The organism is Aminobacter sp. 01T433 (assembly GCF_056398585.1).
This window is the reverse complement of the sequence record NZ_JBFTPR010000002.1, coordinates 469,239-487,096: the sequence shown is the minus strand read 5'-3', so window position 1 is coordinate 487,096 and position 17,858 is coordinate 469,239. Positions and strand designations below refer to the sequence as shown.

The following is a 17,858-nucleotide window of genomic DNA, read 5'->3' as shown; positions in this document are numbered from 1 at the left end:
ATGCGCACGCTCTACACCTTCTTCAGGTCGTCGACCTCGTACCGGCTGCGCATCGCGCTCGCGTTCAAAGGGCTCGATTACGAGCCCCGGTTCATCAGCCTGCCCGGGATGGAGCACCGCACCGCCGACTACATGGCGCTCAACCCGCAAGGGCTGGTGCCGGCGCTCGTCGAGGACGGCAATATCTTCGCCCAAAGCCTCGCCATGCTCGAATATCTCGACGAGACCCATCCCGAGCCGCCGCTCTTGCCCACTGACCCCGCCGGTCGTGCCTATGTCAGGGGCCTCGCCCAGATCATCGGCTGCGACATCCACCCGCTCAACAATGTGCGCGTTCTGAAATACCTGAAATCTCGCTGGCAGCTTTCCGACGACGACACCAACGAATGGTACCGCCACTGGATCGAAGAAGGGTTCCGTTCCTTCGAGGCAACGCTTCGCGCCGCCGGCCGGCACAGTCGCTATTGTCTGGGCGACACCGTCACCATCGCCGACATCTGCCTGGTGCCGCAGGTGGCCAACGCCCGGCGCTTCCTTTGCGATCTGGCCGCCTTTCCCCTGTCGGTCGCCATCGCCGACCGCGCTGCCGCCCTGCCGGCATTTGAGGCGGCGCATCCGAACCTGCAGGCCGACGCGTTCTGAAGCGAATACGTCGGCAATGCCCTCTCACGCCGTTCGCCGCTCGGCCACCGTTGCTTTGTCGTAGCCGGCGACCTTTTTGTAGCTGTTCGACAGCGCCGCCAGCTCGTCCTGCGTGATGACGTCGTCAAGCCGGACGAAGGGCCGGTCACCCGTTCGCTCGTAAACCTCCTTGAGAATGACGTCGGGCGGGGTGGTACGGTTGGTGCGCACGACGGTCGCCGTCGCCTGCAGCCGCTTGTCCTCATAGGCCTTGAGCACGCCAGCAACGTCGCCGCCCGATGCGAAGCTGTCGGCCAGCGCACGCGCGTCAAGAATCGCTTGGCCAGCGCCGTTCGAACCGCGCGGATACATTGGGTGCGCGGCGTCGCCGAGCAGTGTGAGGCGGCCAAAGCTCCAGCGAGCAAGTGGGTCCTTGTCGACCATCGGGTATTCGAGGATCACCTCAGTGCCCCGGATCAGGCCGGGCACGTCGAGGAAATCGAAGCTCCAGTCGGCGAAAGCGCCGATGAAGTCGTCGAGCCGGCCGCGGCGGTTCCAGTCCTGCTGGTGATAATCAGGCGTCTCGATCTCCGCGACCCAGTTGATCAGCTGGCGGCCGTCGGCGTCGAGCTTGTTGCGGATGGGATAGATGACCATCTTGCCATGCGTCAGCCAGCCGGCGCGGACATAGCTGGCGCCACCGAGATAGGGTTTCCACCAGGTCGTGCCGCGCCACATGTTGACGCCGGAATAGATCGGGCCGCCATCGTCGGGCACAAGTTTGCGGCGCACGACGGAGTGGATGCCGTCGCAGCCGACGATCACCGTACCATGCTGAACGGGCCGGTCCTCGCCGGTGCGGCCGTCGACGAAACGGGCAATCGCCGCATCCGCCGTCTGCTCGACATCGATGCATTTCCAGCCAGTGACGACGCAGTCCGGCCCGACCCGCTCGACGAGTGCGGCGTAGAGGATCTGCTGTAGATCGCCGCGATGGATCTGGAACTGCGGATAATCATAGCCGGCAAAGGTGCCGACCGGCTCCCTGTAGATTAGCTGGCCGAAGCGGTTGAAGAAGCAGGATTCGTGCGCTGTGACCGCGACCTCCGCCAGTGCATCCTGCAGGCCGAGCTCGGTCAGCTCGCGGCTGGCGTGCGGCAGGATCGAGATGCCGACGCCGATCGGCCGGATCTCCTGCGCGCTTTCGTAGACACGGAAGGGAATGCCTGCCTTGTGCAGCAGCAGGGCCAGCGTCAGCCCGCCGATGCCCGCGCCGATGATCATCACGTCCATATGGCTCTCCGATCAATTTACACAGTATACTGATGATTACTCGGTTCGAAAAGCATAACCTCCGCCAACGTAGGCCGACTAGACCGCCTCGCGGAACGGCAGTTCGAATTCCTGGCGCGCATTGCGGTCGAGGATTTCCTTGGCAAGTGCCGCGGCCACGCCAGTCGGCTCGTTGGCGGCACTGGTCAGGATGAACTCGACCTCCTCGAGCTGCGGCAGCTGCGGGCTGGTCGGCAGCACCATCAGCCCTGACGACACCATGCTGCGCGGCTGCACCATGATGCCGAGCCCCGCGCGAGCGGCTGCCTGAAGCCCGCTCAGGCTGCCGCTGGTGCACACGATGCGCCAGGGGATGCCCTTGCGGTCGAGCGCCTCGATCGCCGCGACACGGGTGATGCCCGGACGCGAAAACAGGATCAGCGGCAAAGGCTTGCCAGTCTCGACGACCGATGGGTCGCGCGCCGCCCAGACTAGCCGCTCGGTGCGGACGGCAACGCCGCTGCGCGCTTCACGCTGCTGGTTGAGACCGACGCGGCGCTTGGCGATGACGAGGTCGAGCGCGCCCTCGTCAAGAAGGTCGAACAGCGTGCTGGACAGCGCCACAGTCAGTTCGAGTTCGACGGAGGGATGGCGCTCGGTGAACTTGTGCAGCACGTCGGCCAGCCGAGTGGTGACGAAATCCTCCGACGCGCCGAAGCGAATGCGGCCGCTCAGCCTGGCCCCCTGCAGGTAGCTGCGGGCACGTTCATTGGCGTCGAGGATCGAACGGGCAAAGCCGAGCATTGCCTCGCCGTCGGGCGTCAGCATCACCGAATGGGTGTCGCGAACCAAAAGCCGCCGACCGACGCTGACCTCGAGCCGCCGGATGTGCTGGCTGACCGTCGACTGGCCGAGCCGGAGATGCACCGCCGCCCCGGTGAAGCTGCGCGAACCGGCAACCGCTACGAAGGTCTGGAGGAGTATCGGATCAAACATGATCCCCCCTGTGTTCACGAAACGAAATGAGCATCATTCCTGTATGCGCCATTCACAATGCGATCGGCATTTGGCATACTGTATACCAAAATAGCTCATTGCCAAGGGATCCCACGCCTTGTTCGCACGTTTTCGTCCCGACACCTTCATCATGCTGATGGTCGCCTGTATCGCGCTGGCGTCGCTACTGCCCGCACAGGGCAGTTTCGCCGGCCATTTCGGCACAGCAACCAACATCGCCATCGCGCTGTTGTTCTTCCTCCACGGCGCGCGGCTGTCGCGGGCGACCGTGATTGCCGGCATGACGCACTGGCGGCTGCACCTTTTGGTATTTTCAACCACCTTCGTGCTGTTCCCGATCATAGGGCTGGCACTCGGCCTCTTGGTACCGACGGTGCTGCCGGCAGCACTTTATGCCGGCGTGCTGTTCCTGTGCGTGCTGCCGTCGACGGTGCAATCGTCCATCGCCTTCACCGCGCTTGCCGGCGGCAACGTTCCGGCCGCCGTGTGCTCGGCCTCGGCCTCCAACATCATCGGCATGTTCCTGACCCCGCTACTCGTCGGGCTGTTGTTCGCCAAGACCGGAGGCGGCGGCGTGTCGCTGTCGGCGATCGAAGGCATCATGCTGCAGCTTTTGGCGCCCTTCATCGCCGGCCAGCTCGTACAGCCCTGGCTCGCCGGTTGGCTCGGCAGGCACAAATGGCTTGTGACGGTCGTCGACCGCGGCTCGATCCTGATGGTGATCTATCTCGCCTTCTCCAAGGCGATGGTCGCAGGCCTCTGGCAGCAGCTACCCTTGCAGTCGCTGGTAGTGCTGCTGCTGATCGCAGCCTTCCTTTTGTCGACGGTACTGGCAACCACCATCTTCGCCAGCCGGTTCCTCGGCTTTTCCCGGCAGGACGAGATCACCGTCGCCTTCTGCGGCTCGCACAAGAGCCTCGCCTCAGGCGTGCCGATGGCTAACGTCATCTTCGCCGGCCAGGAGATTGGCGCGATCGTGCTGCCGCTTATGCTCTATCACCAGATGCAGTTGATGGTCTGCGCCTGGATGGCGCGACGCTACGCCGAACGCACCGCCGCCGAGCGCGCACCCGTGACCGAGCCGCAAGGCGCCGCACAATAGCCGCACGCAAGCCAAAAGCTCTGTGCGATCGACTTGGTCCATATCCTGCAGCCTACGGTTTCCTGCTCTGCTTTGCAGCCACATCCACGGCGAGGCTCTACCACTACATGCTGGGCATGGAAGCGCCCTACCCGGTCTACGATCTGCCTGTCGTGCTCGGCACGATCGGTGGCATCGGCCTCCTTGTCGGTCCGGCGGGCCTGCTTCACGCGAAATGGCGTCGCGGCCCCATCCTCAAGGACGAGTCGCGCACCGGCATGGACGTTGCCTTCCTAGTAATGCTTTGGGCCTGCCGCTCGCCCAAAGCGCCGGTGGCTGATCCTACATCAACGGGAAAACTGCGCGCGGGACAGCTTCTTCGACGGGATGAAGCGAGGGCGCAGGTGAGTTGGGCTATTTCCCCCGCCCGAGGCGCGCGGAGGTCGAACTGTTCCTGAGAGGCAACCCGCTTTTCACAACCCGCCACTGGGCCTCGACGGAGCCATTTCGCGACGCTGCAACGCTTGAGCATTTCGTCGATGGCTACCACAAGGCCGGCCTTCTGGAGTGACGCGCCGGCGTTCGGCGCCGAGCAGCATGACTGCACGTCTCATCTTGATGACTGAACGTCCCAATGTGCCCGGCGGCCTCGTTCGAAGTAGTGACACCATGAGTGACATGGCGGACAAGTATTTCTGGTTTTGGACTCAAATTTTCTAGCTAGCCATGGGGGGCTGGCAAGAACGAACAATGGGGCGAGCTCCTGGGAGGGCGCGGATATGCCAGAAGCAGTTCAGGTGCGGCAGCAGACTGGGGAAGCAGAGCACACCGCTCACTGGCAGTCATCATATCTGGGCCGTGCACTCAGCAAGGCATGGGCCCGGGTCACGTTCGCCGGCCCGCGCGACCAACAGCCGGACGGCTTGGAAGCGTTCGACATGCTCGGCGGCTGGAAAGGCTCCGACGTCAGGCGGCGCGACATCAGCTAGCACCTCGCCAGTCTACTTGCCGGCAAAGCAGGCGGGCATACAATAATTCCATTGATCAGGAGCGGCCGGCCTGGTGGCGTTTTTCTTTCTGCAGCGTTCAAAACCCCGGCAGATCGTCACCTGAAAGCCCGGTGCCCTCAGGGCGTCCGGCACAATTGGCCGTCATTGATCGGCACTGACCTCAAACCATCCACGACGCCCAACCCGTTCCACAGCGGCCAGATTGCAGCCGACCCAAGCAACCCGGCTTCAAGGCCAACTTCAACGTGAGACTCTCATGCGCATCAGCCCACTGTCCCGTCCGAACCCTGCCGACGAGGGTTTCGTTGAGCACGCGTCCCGTTTCCGGCGTCTGCTGCCCCAGACGTTGCGGGGGTCGACGATGCTGGTTGGGTTCGTCTCCGCCGGTGTTCACTCTGTGTTGGCAGTAGCGACTTTGGGTTTGGCTGCACAGCCGGCTCTGGCGCAATGTGTTCTCACGCTAGGCAGCTTCGCGTGCTCCGGAGCCAATACGACGAGCCAAGACATAGATGCCGACGATGCCGCTGTTGTTACGACCCCTGGCTTCAGCGTCGATACGACGACGTCGGGTGGGCACGCCCTTTCCATCCAGGGGCTCGGCCATGTCAGCTACATCGATGTCAATGCGGCGACCCTGACAGCGGGCTCAGGTCAAATTGGTCTGAATATCCAGACGAATGGCGATAACGGAGCAACGCCGGGCGCAGTAACTGTTGTGACTGGTGGAGCCATCAGCGGCGGCGATACGGGTATTTCGGCTTTCAACGGCGGAACTGGTGCGACCGCCGTGACCGCAACCGGCCAGGTCACCGGGACCAATGGCACGGGCATCTACGTCGAGAACGCCGCCACGGCGGCCGACCTGACGGTAAGCGCCGCAACCGTTACCGGCAACGCCGACGGTATTTATGCTTACAACGACGGCACAGGTGCGACCTTAGTCACCGCGACGGGCCAGGTAACCGGCGCCAATGGCACGGGCATCTACGTCGAGAACGCCGCAACAGCAGCCGACCTCACGGTGAATGCCGCAGGTGTCACCGGCAACGCCGGCATTATCGCCGCCAACAACGGCACTAGTGCGACGAGCGTCACCGCGACTGGCCAGGTGACCGGGACCGGTCTCAACGGCATCTGGGTCCAAAACGCCGCCAGCGCAACTGACCTTACGGTAAGCGCCGCAGGTGTCACCGGCAACGTCGACGGTATTTACGCTTACAACGAGGGCACAGGCGCGACCACCGTCACCGCGACAGGCCAGGTAATCGGCACCAATGACATCGGCATCAACGCCGAGAACGCCTCAACGGCTACCGATCTGACCGTGAACGCAGCAGGCGTCACCGGCGGCAACGCCGGAATCATCGCCGGCAACAACGGTACAGGCGCCACCAGCGTGACCGCAACAGGCCAGGTGATCGGGACGAATGGCAACGGCATTGAAGTCTGGAACGCTTCAGGGGCGACCGATCTGAAGGTGAACGCCGCAGGCGTCACCGGCAACGCCGACGGCATCAACACTTACAACGAGGGTACAGGTGCGACCTTAGTCACCGCGACGGGCCAGGTAACCGGCACCAATGGCACCGGCATCAAGGCCGAGAACGCCGCAACGGCAACCGATCTGAAGGTGAACGCCGCAGGCGTCACCGGCAACGCCGACGGTATCTACGCTGACAACGACGGCACAGGTGCGACCACCGTCACCGCGACAGGCCAGGTAACCGGGACCAATGGCAGCGGCGTCTACGTCGAGAACGCCGCCACGGCGGGCGACCTGACCGTGAACGCCGCAGGCGTCGCGGGCGGCGACACCGGCATTATCGCCGCCAACAACGGCACTGGTGCGACCAGCGTCACCGCAACAGGCCAGGTGACCGGGGCCAATGGCAACGGCATCTGGGTCAAAAACGCCACCAGCGCAACTGACCTAACGGTAAGCGCCGCAGGCGTCACCGGCAATGCCGACGGCACTTATGCTTACAACGACGGTACAGGTGCGACCGCCATCACCGCGACAGGCCAGGTGACTGGCACCAATGGCATCGGCATCAACGCCGAGAACGCCGCAACGGCAACCGACCTGACGGTGAATGCCGCAGCCGTTACTGGCGAGATCGACGGTGTTTATGCCTACAACGACGGCACAGGTGCGACGAGCGTTGCCGCGACAGGCCAGGTAACCGGCACTAATGGCACCGGCATTCACGCCAGGAACGGTGCCACGGCGACCGATCTGACGGTGAACGCTGCGCGCGCTACCGGGGGCGACACTGGCATTCTCGCCTACAACGACGGCACCGGCGCGACCAGCGTGACCGCGACGGGTCTCGTCACCGGGATCGCGGGAAACGGCATCCATGCCTACAACGGCGTCACCGCAAACGGCCTCTATGTGAATGCCGCTGATGTCACAGCCAAACTGACCGGCATCTACGCCTGGAACCAGGGCGCCGGCACGACCAGTGTGACGGCGACAGGCCAGATAACCGCCAAAGTTGGCTTCGGCATCTTCGCCTTCAATGACAGCGCCACGACGACCGACCTGACGGTAAAGGCTGCGGGCGTCACCGGCGTTCCAGCTGGTATCTTCGTCATCAACGCTGGCTCCGGAACGACCAGCGTCACTGCGGCCGGCCACGTGACCGGGGTTGCGGGGATCAGGGCCCTGACCGGCCCTGCCTCAGGCGACCTGACGGTGACGGCCGCAGACATCACGGCCGGCGACTTCGGCATTAGCACCTCCAACTACGGCCAGGGGGCGACGACAATCACCACTTCCGGTCAGGTGACCGGAGCCGCCGACACCGGCATCCTTGCCTACAACGACCTCACGACAACCGACCTGACGGTCAATTCCGCAGGCGTTGCCGGCGGGCTGTATGGCATCAGCGCAAGCAATAACGGCACCGGCGCGACCAGCATCACGACGAGTGGGCTCGTGGAAGGTGGGGTCAGCGCCATCTCCGTCGGGTCCAGCGGCCAACCGATCACCATCATCACCAGCGGGCTGGTGCGCAATACTTCCCGGGATTCGACGCGCCTTGCGATCGAGGCTTTCGGCGGCCCGGTGGCGCTGACCAATGCCGGTAGCATCCTCGGTACGGTCAACTTCGGCGCGGGCGCCAACGTCATGAACAATCACGCGGTCTGGAACACGGCGGGCGGCGAAAACGACTTCGGCGGCGGCACCCTGACCAACAGCGTCAATGGCACAATCATCGGCGGTGCCAATGGCGGCGCGCCGGTAACGACCCTGTTTGACAGCCTGGCCCGCTTCGTCAATCGCGGCGTGCTCACCATGGCCAATGGCGTGACTGGCGATGGCGTCAGCCAGACCGGCGGCAATGCGCGGTTCGAAGCGGGATCGGTTCTGGCGATCGACGTCGATGCCCTTGGACAGGCCGACAAATTCATCACAACAGGAAGCGCGACGCTGGCTGGCGGCACGGTGGCGATCCCCAACTTGGGCGGCGTATATCTGCCGGGCCGCCAGTGGACGATCCTCACTGCGGCCGGCGGCGTTAGCGGCACCTTTGCCGCGCTGTCCGAAGGAATGCCTTATGTGGACGTGTCGCTCGGCTATGACGCCAGCAACGTCTATCTCAGCGCCGTCCGCAACGGCGGCGGCTTCTGCCTCACTGGCTTCAGCGGCAACGAATGCGCGAGCGCCAATAGCGTCGAACCGCTCGGTCAGGGCAACACGCTCTACGACCTTGTCGTTTCGCAAACGAGTGCTGAAGCTGCGGCCTACGCCTTCAACCAGCTCTCGGGCGAAATCCACGCCTCGGCCAAGAGCATGCTGCTCCAAGACAGCCGCTTCGTCCGCGATGCCGCGACCGACCGCATCCGTGCTGCGTTCGACGGCATCGGTGCCGCGCCCGCGCCAGTTCTGGCCTATGGCGAAGGCGGGGCCGAACTCGTCGCTGCGGATACCGATCGTTTCGCGGTCTGGGGCAATGCTTTCGGCTCTTGGGGCGACGTAGACAGCGACGGCAATGCCGCCGCCTTCGACCGCTCCATCGGCGGACTTTTGCTGGGCGGCGATGTCTTGGTCGGCGATGCATGGCGCGCAGGCCTTCTGACCGGTTTCAGCCGCTCGTCCTTCGATGCCGACGACCGCGCATCTTCCGGCAACGCCACCAGCTACTATCTCGGCGCCTATGGTGGCAGCCAATGGGGTGCTGTGTCGCTGCGCACCGGTGTGGCCTATAGCTGGAACAGCATCGAGACCCGCCGCGCGGTGGCCATTCCCGGCCTGTCCGAGGGGCTGTCGGCCGACTATGACGGCGCCACGGCACAGATCTTCGGCGAGGTCGGCTACCGCATCGACACGGCGGCAGCGTCCTTCGAGCCCTTCGCCAACCTCGCTTATGTCAATGTGCGCACCGACGCGTTCAGCGAGACCGGCGGATCGGCGGCACTCTCGCAGGCCAGCTCGAACACCGATGCTACCTTCACCACGCTCGGTATCCGCGCCTCGGGCGACGTCGCGCTCGGCACCATCAACGCAACAGCCCGCAGCATGCTGGGCTGGCGTCACGCCTTCGGCGATGTGACGCCGCCGTCGACCCTGGCCTTTGCCGGCAGCAACGCCTTCACCATCTCCGGCGTGCCGATCGCAAGGGATGCCGCGGTCCTCGAAGTCGGCTTCGATTTCGATGTCACGCCTGCGGCCAAGCTTGGTGTCTCTTATACTGGGCAGTTCGGCTCCGGCGTTTCCGACAACGGCGCCAAGCTGGATCTCAGCATCAGGTTCTGAGCAGGCAGGCATGTATGGACCTCCCCGAGTGCCAGAATGCTGTGCCGGCCAAATGGATCAGTCGTCTGACCAAGGTCCTCCAGCTCCCAGGCGACCACCTTGGGGGCTACGCCATCGCTGGCATGGACGGACGCCCATGTGCAAAGCGAGGGCCGGGTCCGGATTGTGGTGCCCTTTTGGTCGCGCTTCCCAAGAATGGGGCGTGTCCCTGAAGCCGAGGACGGTTGGAACAACCGGCGACTTTTGCATTTGAACATTCAAGAGCGGACTTGTCGTGCGAAGGTCTTTAAGATGAAACTCGATTGGATATGTGCGATGCCATCGATACGCGTCAGCACCGACAGCAATTCTCGATAGTGATCGAGATCGCGGACGAAGGCGTGCAGCATGTAATCGTGACCGCCGCTTATGAGATATCCGCTCGTCACCTCGGGTAATCCAGCGACGGCGGTTTCAAATTTGGCAAGAATATCTTCGACTTGCCTTTCCATAGTGATGGAAATGAATAGCCCCATCGCTCCAATGAGTTTCGCTTGATCAAGATCGGCCGAGTAGCCTCGGATGATCCCATCCTGCTCAAGCCTCCGCACGCGGCGAAGAGTTGGCGTCAGTGACAGGCCAATTTCCTCGGCCAGCTCACTCCAAGTAATTCTGCCGTCGCGAGTCAGTGCGTTCAAGATCTTGAGGTCTTGCTTGTCGAGCTTCAGCGTATTGGTAACGTTCGCTATCATGACTAGATTGAGTAGCAAACTTCGCTATTCCAGGCGTAGTAAAATGCGCATAATTGGTCTGAAATGAGCGGGATTTTGGAGCATATATCGCCAATCTAATGGAGGATTGGCGTGAAGTTCGACCGCAGTACCAGCTTGGACTCTATATACAACGCCGATGCCGGCCCAACTTTCATGACCGGTATCCAAGCTTTGGTGCGGTTGCCGTTGATGCAAAGCCGACTGGACCGGCGATGGGGTCACAAAACGGCAGGCCTCATCTCAGGGTATCGTGGCTCCCCTATCGGGGCATACGATCAACAACTCTGGAAAGCGTCGAATTATCTCAAGGCCCACGACGTTGTGTTTCAGCCAGGCCTCAACGAAGACCTGGCAGCAACCGCACTTTGGGGTGCCCAGATGCACAAGGCTTTCGGACCGACAAAGGCCGACGGCGTTTTCGGCATCTGGTACGGGAAGGGAAATGGGGTCGACCGCACCGGTGACGCCTTTCGCAACGCCAATATACTTGGCACATCGCCGCTGGGTGGCGTACTTGCGATAGGCGGCGACGATCATTCGGCGCAGTCGTCGATGTTTCCGCACCAGACCGACGGCATTTTTCAGTCGGTGATGATGCCTGTGCTGCAACCGGCCAACGTGTCGGAAATTCTTTCGCTTGGCTTGGCGGGCATCGCGATGTCTCGCTTTTCAGGTCTCTGGGTTGCGATGAAAACGATCGCGGAGGTCGTGGAGAGCGCGGCAACCTTCGAGTTGCCGCCTGCCTATCCCGAGTTTTCCTCGCCGTCGGAGCTCGTTCCCGCGCACGGCCTCAACTGGGATCCAGGCATAGCCTGGCCAGCCGAGCGCGCGGAATATGAGCGCAGGATGATCGAAGAGCGCTTGCCTGCGGCGATCGGATGGGCTGCGGCCAACCGGATCGATAGCGCCATACTCGAAAGTCCGGTCAAAAGGCTATGCATAGTCACGGTCGGCAAAGCCCATCAGGATCTCATGCAAGCTCTTGCTGATCTCGACATCGGCGAAGAGGAGGCGCGCGCGCTCGGCGTCTCCATCTACAAGGTGGGGATGAGTTGGCCCCTGGCGAGCGGCCCGTTGCTCACCTTCGCTGGCAATGTCGATGAAATTTTCGTCGTAGAGGAGAAGGTCGGGACTGTCGAAACGCAAATTAAATCGGCGCTCTTCAATCGGGTGGGCAAACGCGTCCGCGTGACGGGCAAGACGGACGAACAGGGCCGCGCGCTGTTGCCTGTCATCATGGAATTCACGCCTGCGATGGTGGCGCAGGCATTCGTCGGTCGTTTCGATGACGCGGGACCAATCAACCTTGCCAGCCGTCTTGAGCGGATGCTGCATGACAGACAGCGCGGCGAAGTGGTGCCATTCCCCGTCCGCAAGCCTTTCTTTTGTTCAGGCTGCCCGCACAACACTTCGACCAAGACGCCCGAGGGATCGATCTCCGGTGGCGGCATTGGATGCCACGTCATGGCGTTGTCGCAGCCCAAGCTCAAGACCGATACGTTCAGCCAGATGGGTGGAGAGGGCATGCAGTGGGTGGGGGCGGCCCCCTTCTCCGATACTTCTCACATTTTCCAGAATCTGGGCGATGGCACCTATCAGCACAGCGGGCTGCTATCCGTACGCGCTGCCGTGGCGGCTAAGGCAAATATAACGTTCAAGATTCTCTACAATGACGCTGTCGCGATGACAGGCGGCCAGCCAGCGGAGGGGGCGATCAATCCTCTCAGGGTCGTGGCCCAGCTCCTCGCTGAAGGTGTTGCGGACGTACGCATGGTGAGCGACGATCCAGTAAAATGTCGTAGCTCGGCCATCCCGGACAATGTTCGGATCCACCACCGCGACGAGATGGACCTGGTTCAGCGCGACCTGCGCGACACGCTAGGTGTTACCGCCATCGTCTACGAGCAAACGTGCGCCGCTGAAAAGCGCCGCCGACGCAAGCGCGGGATTTCTCCTGACCCCAACCGTAGGCTCTTCATAAATCCCCGCGTCTGTGAGGGCTGCGGGGATTGCTCGGTCCAATCAAACTGCATTGCGGTTGAGCCATTGCCAACGGTCTTTGGCACGAAACGCCGGATCAACCAATCGGCTTGCAACATGGACTTCTCCTGCGTGAAGGGTTTTTGTCCCAGCTTCGTCGAAATTGACGGTCCGCAGATCCGCAAGCCAAATGCAGCCAGGATTAAGGAGTTCGAGGCGGATCGTTTCGGCGCACTGCCTGAGCCTGAACCGGTGGATCTTGCGGGCGTCTATAATATCTATGTGGCCGGCATCGGCGGCCTTGGCGTTCTAACGACTGGCGCGCTTCTCGCCACCGCCGCGCATCTGGATGGCTTGAGCGCGACTGTCCTCGACTTCACAGGCCTTGCTCAAAAAAATGGTGCGGTGGTCAGCCAAGTACGGATCGCAGCAAACGGGCACCCTATCCATGCCGTTCGGATAGGCGCGGGAGAAACCGACTTACTTCTGGGAACGGACGCACTGGTCGCAAGCAGTGCGGATTCCTTGCGCAAGTTCGCGGGTGGACGCGGCGCTGTTGTCCTCAATAGCGACGAAACGCCCACCGCCGATGTCGTGACCGATCGCGATGCCACGCTTCCAACCAAACGAATGATCGACACTCTCCTGGGCCGTGCAGGCGAGAGCGGGTTCCTTCTTAGCGCAACCCGCATTGCCGAGGGATTGTTCGGCAACAGTGTCGCCGCAAACACCCTTGTCGTCGGCTATGCTTGGCAAAAGGGGTTACTACCGTTGTCGGCAGGGGCTTTCGAGGCTGCGATTGAAGCGAATGGAGCTGCAGTCGATCTCAACAAGCGCGCGTTTGCCTGGGGGCGCTTTGCCGCAATCGACATCGACGCGGTCGAAGAGGTTGCAGGCATTGCCAAGGCATCACCGGCCACCGACGAAACAACCGAAACCGTGATCGCACGCAGGGTCGCTGACCTGATCGCATATCAGGACAGCCAATATGCCGACCTCTATGCGCAGCTTGTCGCCAAGGTTGGCGATGCAGTCGCCGAAATGGGCGCTGAGGGTGAAGAGTTTCTGCGGGCAGTGGCCGAAAACGCGTATCGCCTGATGGCCTACAAAGACGAATATGAAGTTGCACGCCTGTACGCGGATCCCGCCTTCAAAAAGTCCTTCGAGGCACAGTTTTCAGGCGCCAAGCGCCTTTCGGTATGGCTTGCGCCACCCTTGTTTTCCCGGCTGGACCCCACTACCGGACGTCCCGCCAAGCGGAAGTTCGGCCCATGGGTCTTCGTCGCCTTCAAGCTGCTTGCGACGTTCAAGCGCATTCGCGGCACCTGGGCCGATCCATTTGGCAGGACGGCTGAAAGGCGCGCGGAACGGGCGCTCGTGAAAGAGTATTTCGAGACGATCGACAAATTGTGTCGGTCGTTGGATCCAGCCACCGTAAAACAGGCGACGGCAATTGCAGCGTTGCCAGAGATGGTGCGAGGCTATGGGCCGGTCAAGGAGGCCGCAATAGCCGAGTATTCGGGAAAGCGGGCGTCTCTGCTCGCAGCGACGCCCAAGACTGTAGCCAGCAAGGCGGCGTAGCGAAAATGACACTCAATGATACACAGGTCGCGATCCGCGACATGGTTCGCAATTTCGCTCAAGCCGAAATACGTCCGCACAGCGTAAGCTTTGAAAAGAACGGCGGTTATCCTACGGCACTCTTCGAGCGTATGGCAGGGCTTGGTCTAATGGGCATGACCGCGCCGGTCGAATTTGGCGGGGCTGGTGCGGACTATACGAGCTACGCTTTGGCGCTGATGGAGATCGCCGCGGCCGACGGCGCACTGTCGACAATAACATCCATCCAAAACAGCCTTGTCGTTTCAAGCCTGATCAAGGACGGCACGCCGGCCCAACAAGAACGGTTCTTGCCGGATTTTATAGCGGGGCGAATGATAGGAGCCTTTGCCTTGACGGAAGCTGATGCCGGATCGGACGCAGCTGCGTTGCGCACGCGCGCCGAAAAGGTCGATGGCGGCTATCGCTTGAATGGCGCAAAACAGTTCATTACGTCCGGACGGATCGCGGGATTGGCGATTGTCTATGCGGTTACGGAACCGGCCGCGGGAAAACGGGGCATCTCGGCCTTCCTGGTTCCCACCGACCGCCCAGGCTACGGGATCGACAAGCTCGAACACAAGCTGGGGCAAGGCGCGTCAGACACCTGCGCGATAAGGTTCGAAGACCTGTTCATCGAAGAGGAGCTGAGACTAGGCGCTGAAGGGGCCGGATATAGCATCGCCCTTGCAAACCTCGAGGCAGGTCGCATAGGCATTGCCGCGCAGAGTGTCGGCATGGCGCGGGCCGCCCTGGAGGTCGCGGTGAGCTACGCCAAGGATCGCAAGAGCTTCGGAAAGCCGATCATTCAGCATCAGGCTGTCGGTTTTCGCTTGGCCGACCTAGCCACCCGTCTCGAGGCTGCCCTGCAATTGGTTCTCTCGGCTGCGTCACTCAAGGACGCCGGCGCTTCTTGCCTGACACAGGCCTCGATGGCCAAACTCTTTGCATCGGAGACCGCTGAGGCCGTTGTTTCGGGCGCGATGCAGACATTGGGAGGCTATGGCTATCTCGAAGAGTTCGGACTCGCCAAGATCTATCGTGATGTCCGCGTGTGCCAGATATATGAAGGCACATCGGACATTCAGCGTCTCGTCATCGCGCGCAGCCTGTAGGAATTGTACAAATGACCGACCCAATCATCATCTCCTCATATGCCCGCACCCCTATGGGCGCTTTTCAGGGTGCCTTTTCCAGCACCTCGGCAACGCAACTTGGAGCCGCCGCCGTTAAGGCTGCGGTAGATCGAAGTGGCGTCGACCCACAATCCATCGATCGAATCTACATGGGCTGCGTTTTGCCGGCAGCTCTCGGACAGGCACCTGCACGACAGGCGGCTCTTGGTGCTGGGCTGCCGCAATCGGTCGAGGCGACCACTGTCAACAAAATGTGCGGCAGCGGCATGCAAGCGGCGATCATGGCGGCCGAAGCGCTTGCATCTGGTAACGCTGATATCGTTGTTGCGGGTGGGATGGAGAGCATGTCCAACGCACCTTACGCCCTTCCCAAGCACCGCAGCGGCGCGCGTATCGGCCATGACCAGATCATCGACACAATGATGATGGACGGGCTGGAAGATGCCTATGACAAGGGCAAGCCGATGGGCGCGTTTGCCGAGGATACGGCGCGCGACTACCAGTTCTCCCGCGTCGACCAGGACGCATTTGCGCTCGCAAGCCTATCCCGCGCGAAGGCGGCGATAGACAACGGAGCCTTCGCAGACGAAATTGTTCCCGTGACGGTAAGCGGTCGGGGCGGCGATGTCGTGGTCTCGGAAGATGAGCAGCCAGGCAAGGCGAAACCGGAAAAAGTAGCGTCGCTGAAGCCCGCCTTCGCAAAGGACGGTACCATCACTGCCGCGACATCCGCCTCTATCTCCGATGGAGCTGCAGCATTGGTGATGACCCGCGCGAGCGTCGCGGCGCGGCTGGGTCTCGCACAGGAGGCGCGGGTCGTTGCCACCGCCGCCCATGCCCACGCGCCTGACTTGTTCACTACCGCACCCGTCTATGCCATCCGCAAGGTATTGGAAAAGGCCGGCTGGTCAGTTGCGGATGTTGACCTTTTCGAGATCAACGAGGCCTTTGCGGCAGTGGCAATGATTGCGATGCGCGATCTCGACATTCCGCACGAAAAGATCAACGTGAACGGCGGAGCCACCGCGCTTGGTCACCCTATCGGCGCAAGCGGCGCGCGCATCGTCGCCACGCTGATCGCCGCCCTGAAAGCACGCGGCGCAAAGCGCGGCGTTGCGGCGCTTTGTATCGGCGGGGGTGAAGCAACTGCCATGGCGCTTGAAATCATCTAGGAGGCATGTGCGCAGATAAAGGGATTGTCGTTCTTATCACTGTCGACGCATCGGATTTGGGTACACTGACCGCTCGGCACGCCTTGCGGTCGGGATACAGCGAAGGTGGCGATCGACGACGAAACTGAGTTTACGCAGTTCGCGGATGCGCTTCAGCGAAGTTTGATACCGAACGCCGCTTTCAAAACCGAGTTACTGAATAGGGCGCGGCCTCAATCTGAGGTGGACGCTTCAGAATCAGGTCGGCAACAAGATGGCCGCTCGGGGGGCCGCCCGTCATGCCGTAGGCGCCATGTCCGAAACACAGCCAGAGGCCTGGATGCTCTGGCACCGCCCCCAGGACTGGTAGCGAGTCCGGAATGGCGGGACGCTGACCCGTCCAGATTTGCTGCGGCGTGCCCTTCAACGCAGGGAAAATATCCCTAGCATGGTACAGAGCCTGATCGGCCCGTTTCTCGTTGGGAACGCCGTCGACACCGGAGAATTCCACCGTTCCTGCCACGCGCACACCCTCCAACATCGGCGTCATGCCGATGCCTCGTCCGCGATGAATGAAGGGCATGGCAAGGTCAATTGCGTCCGCGGGCAACATAACATGATACCCGCGCTGGCTCTCAAGCGGCACCTTTACCCCCAACGGCGCGATCAACTTGGCAGACCAGACGCCGCAGGCCACCACGACCTCGCGGGCGCGATGATTTCCCGTTGACGTCAAGACAAGCCAACCGTCGCCTTCACGAATGAGTTTCAGCACCCGTTCGCGAATGAAACGGGCGCCCTCACGCTCCATGAGGGCGGCCAGTGCAGCGTTCAGCTGGGCAGGGCTCACGGTGTGGGCGTTGCCCCTTTTCACCATTCCACGTGTCACTTTCGAAGAGATGCCGGGATACAGTTTTCGCAGCTCGGAGGGACCGAGCATGTCGACCTCGATACCAAACTCCGCCTTCAGCTGTGCTTCGACCGCATCGGCGGGACCCGCGCTAGGATGATCCCAAAGAACGGCCTCGCCTTCCTGGCGGATGAACCGCGCGTAAAGCTCAGGTCCGACGAGCCTATGCCATTCAGCCAGCGCGGGGCTGTGAAGCGCGTGCATGTGCCGCGCCAGAATGATCATCCGTCCCAACTGCCCTGCTTTCAGCCACCGAATGAACCATGGCAGGGCGCGAGGCAGATAGGACGGCTTGATCGCAAGCGGCCCCAGAGGATCGAGCAGCCACCCGGGAACGCTGCGCAACATTCCAGGCTGTGCACCTGGCATGTAGCTGTCGGGAGAAATGAAACCACCGTTCCCAAAAGAGGCACCGCCCGGTGAGGCCAGCGGATCGATAACTGCTACACGCCTGCCCTCTATCTGGAGGTTGCGCGCCACCGACAGGGCTGCGACACCGCCGCCCAGAACGAATACAGTCTCATCCATCAAGATCAGTCCCAGATCAGAATTTCAGGTAGGGGCGAC

11 protein-coding genes and 2 pseudogenes are annotated in these 17,858 nt (G+C 62.0%); 9 read left to right on the top strand and 4 right to left on the bottom strand.

Annotated features, from left to right (window positions below; all coding sequences use genetic code 11):
• Positions 1-642: a maleylacetoacetate isomerase gene (gene maiA, locus AC1DLV_RS04985; protein ID WP_476798526.1), complete on the top strand. Its 642-nt coding sequence runs from the start codon at positions 1-3 to the stop codon at positions 640-642.
• 24 nt (positions 643-666) lie between these two features.
• On the opposite strand, the gene AC1DLV_RS04980 is transcribed toward maiA, so the two are convergent.
• Positions 667-1,914, bottom strand: coding sequence for a flavin-dependent oxidoreductase (locus AC1DLV_RS04980; protein ID WP_476798458.1), 1,248 nt, complete (start codon positions 1,912-1,914; stop codon positions 667-669).
• Between the two features lie 78 nt (positions 1,915-1,992).
• A complete protein-coding gene (locus AC1DLV_RS04975; protein ID WP_476798457.1) occupies positions 1,993-2,889 on the bottom strand; it encodes a LysR substrate-binding domain-containing protein in 897 nt (298 codons plus the stop codon).
• A gap of 151 nt (positions 2,890-3,040) precedes the next feature.
• On the opposite strand from AC1DLV_RS04975, the gene AC1DLV_RS04970 reads away from it, so the two are divergent.
• The 5 genes and pseudogenes from AC1DLV_RS04970 to AC1DLV_RS04950 all read left to right on the top strand — a co-directional run bounded on the left by AC1DLV_RS04970 (position 3,041) and on the right by AC1DLV_RS04950 (position 9,763).
• Positions 3,041-4,012, top strand: a complete 972-nt coding sequence (locus tag AC1DLV_RS04970; RefSeq protein WP_476798525.1) for a bile acid:sodium symporter family protein — start codon at positions 3,041-3,043, stop codon at positions 4,010-4,012.
• Positions 4,013-4,065: 53 nt separating this feature from the next.
• Positions 4,066-4,299 (top strand): annotated as a pseudogene (gene tcuB / locus AC1DLV_RS04965) (tricarballylate utilization protein TcuB); the annotation flags it as partial.
• A 125-nt stretch (positions 4,300-4,424) separates the two neighbouring features.
• Positions 4,425-4,562 (top strand): annotated as a pseudogene (locus tag AC1DLV_RS04960) (adenylate cyclase); the annotation flags it as partial.
• 208 nt (positions 4,563-4,770) lie between these two features.
• Complete coding sequence (locus AC1DLV_RS04955; RefSeq protein WP_476798456.1) at positions 4,771-4,980, top strand: hypothetical protein; 210 nt, start codon at positions 4,771-4,773, stop codon at positions 4,978-4,980.
• A 436-nt stretch (positions 4,981-5,416) separates the two neighbouring features.
• A complete protein-coding gene (locus AC1DLV_RS04950; protein ID WP_476798455.1) occupies positions 5,417-9,763 on the top strand; it encodes an autotransporter domain-containing protein in 4,347 nt (1,448 codons plus the stop codon).
• Positions 9,764-10,020: 257 nt separating this feature from the next.
• On the opposite strand, the gene AC1DLV_RS04945 is transcribed toward AC1DLV_RS04950, so the two are convergent.
• Positions 10,021-10,494, bottom strand: a complete 474-nt coding sequence (locus AC1DLV_RS04945) for an Lrp/AsnC family transcriptional regulator (RefSeq protein WP_476798454.1) — start codon at positions 10,492-10,494, stop codon at positions 10,021-10,023.
• A 111-nt stretch (positions 10,495-10,605) separates the two neighbouring features.
• On the opposite strand from AC1DLV_RS04945, the gene AC1DLV_RS04940 reads away from it, so the two are divergent.
• The 3 genes from AC1DLV_RS04940 to AC1DLV_RS04930 are packed head-to-tail and all read left to right on the top strand — an operon-like array spanning position 10,606 to position 16,402.
• Positions 10,606-14,076 carry an indolepyruvate ferredoxin oxidoreductase family protein gene (locus AC1DLV_RS04940; RefSeq protein ID WP_476798453.1) on the top strand — a complete coding sequence of 1,157 codons (3,471 nt, stop codon included), beginning with the start codon at positions 10,606-10,608 and terminating at the stop codon, positions 14,074-14,076.
• Positions 14,077-14,081: 5 nt separating this feature from the next.
• On the top strand, positions 14,082-15,209 hold the full coding sequence (locus AC1DLV_RS04935; protein ID WP_476798452.1) for an acyl-CoA dehydrogenase family protein: 1,128 nt from the start codon (positions 14,082-14,084) through the stop codon (positions 15,207-15,209).
• 11 nt (positions 15,210-15,220) lie between these two features.
• Positions 15,221-16,402, top strand: a complete 1,182-nt coding sequence (locus AC1DLV_RS04930; RefSeq protein ID WP_476798451.1) for an acetyl-CoA C-acyltransferase — start codon at positions 15,221-15,223, stop codon at positions 16,400-16,402.
• A gap of 181 nt (positions 16,403-16,583) precedes the next feature.
• On the opposite strand, the gene AC1DLV_RS04925 is transcribed toward AC1DLV_RS04930, so the two are convergent.
• Positions 16,584-17,819 carry an NAD(P)/FAD-dependent oxidoreductase gene (locus tag AC1DLV_RS04925; protein ID WP_476798450.1) on the bottom strand — a complete coding sequence of 412 codons (1,236 nt, stop codon included), beginning with the start codon at positions 17,817-17,819 and terminating at the stop codon, positions 16,584-16,586.
• Positions 17,820-17,858 lie beyond the last annotated feature (39 nt).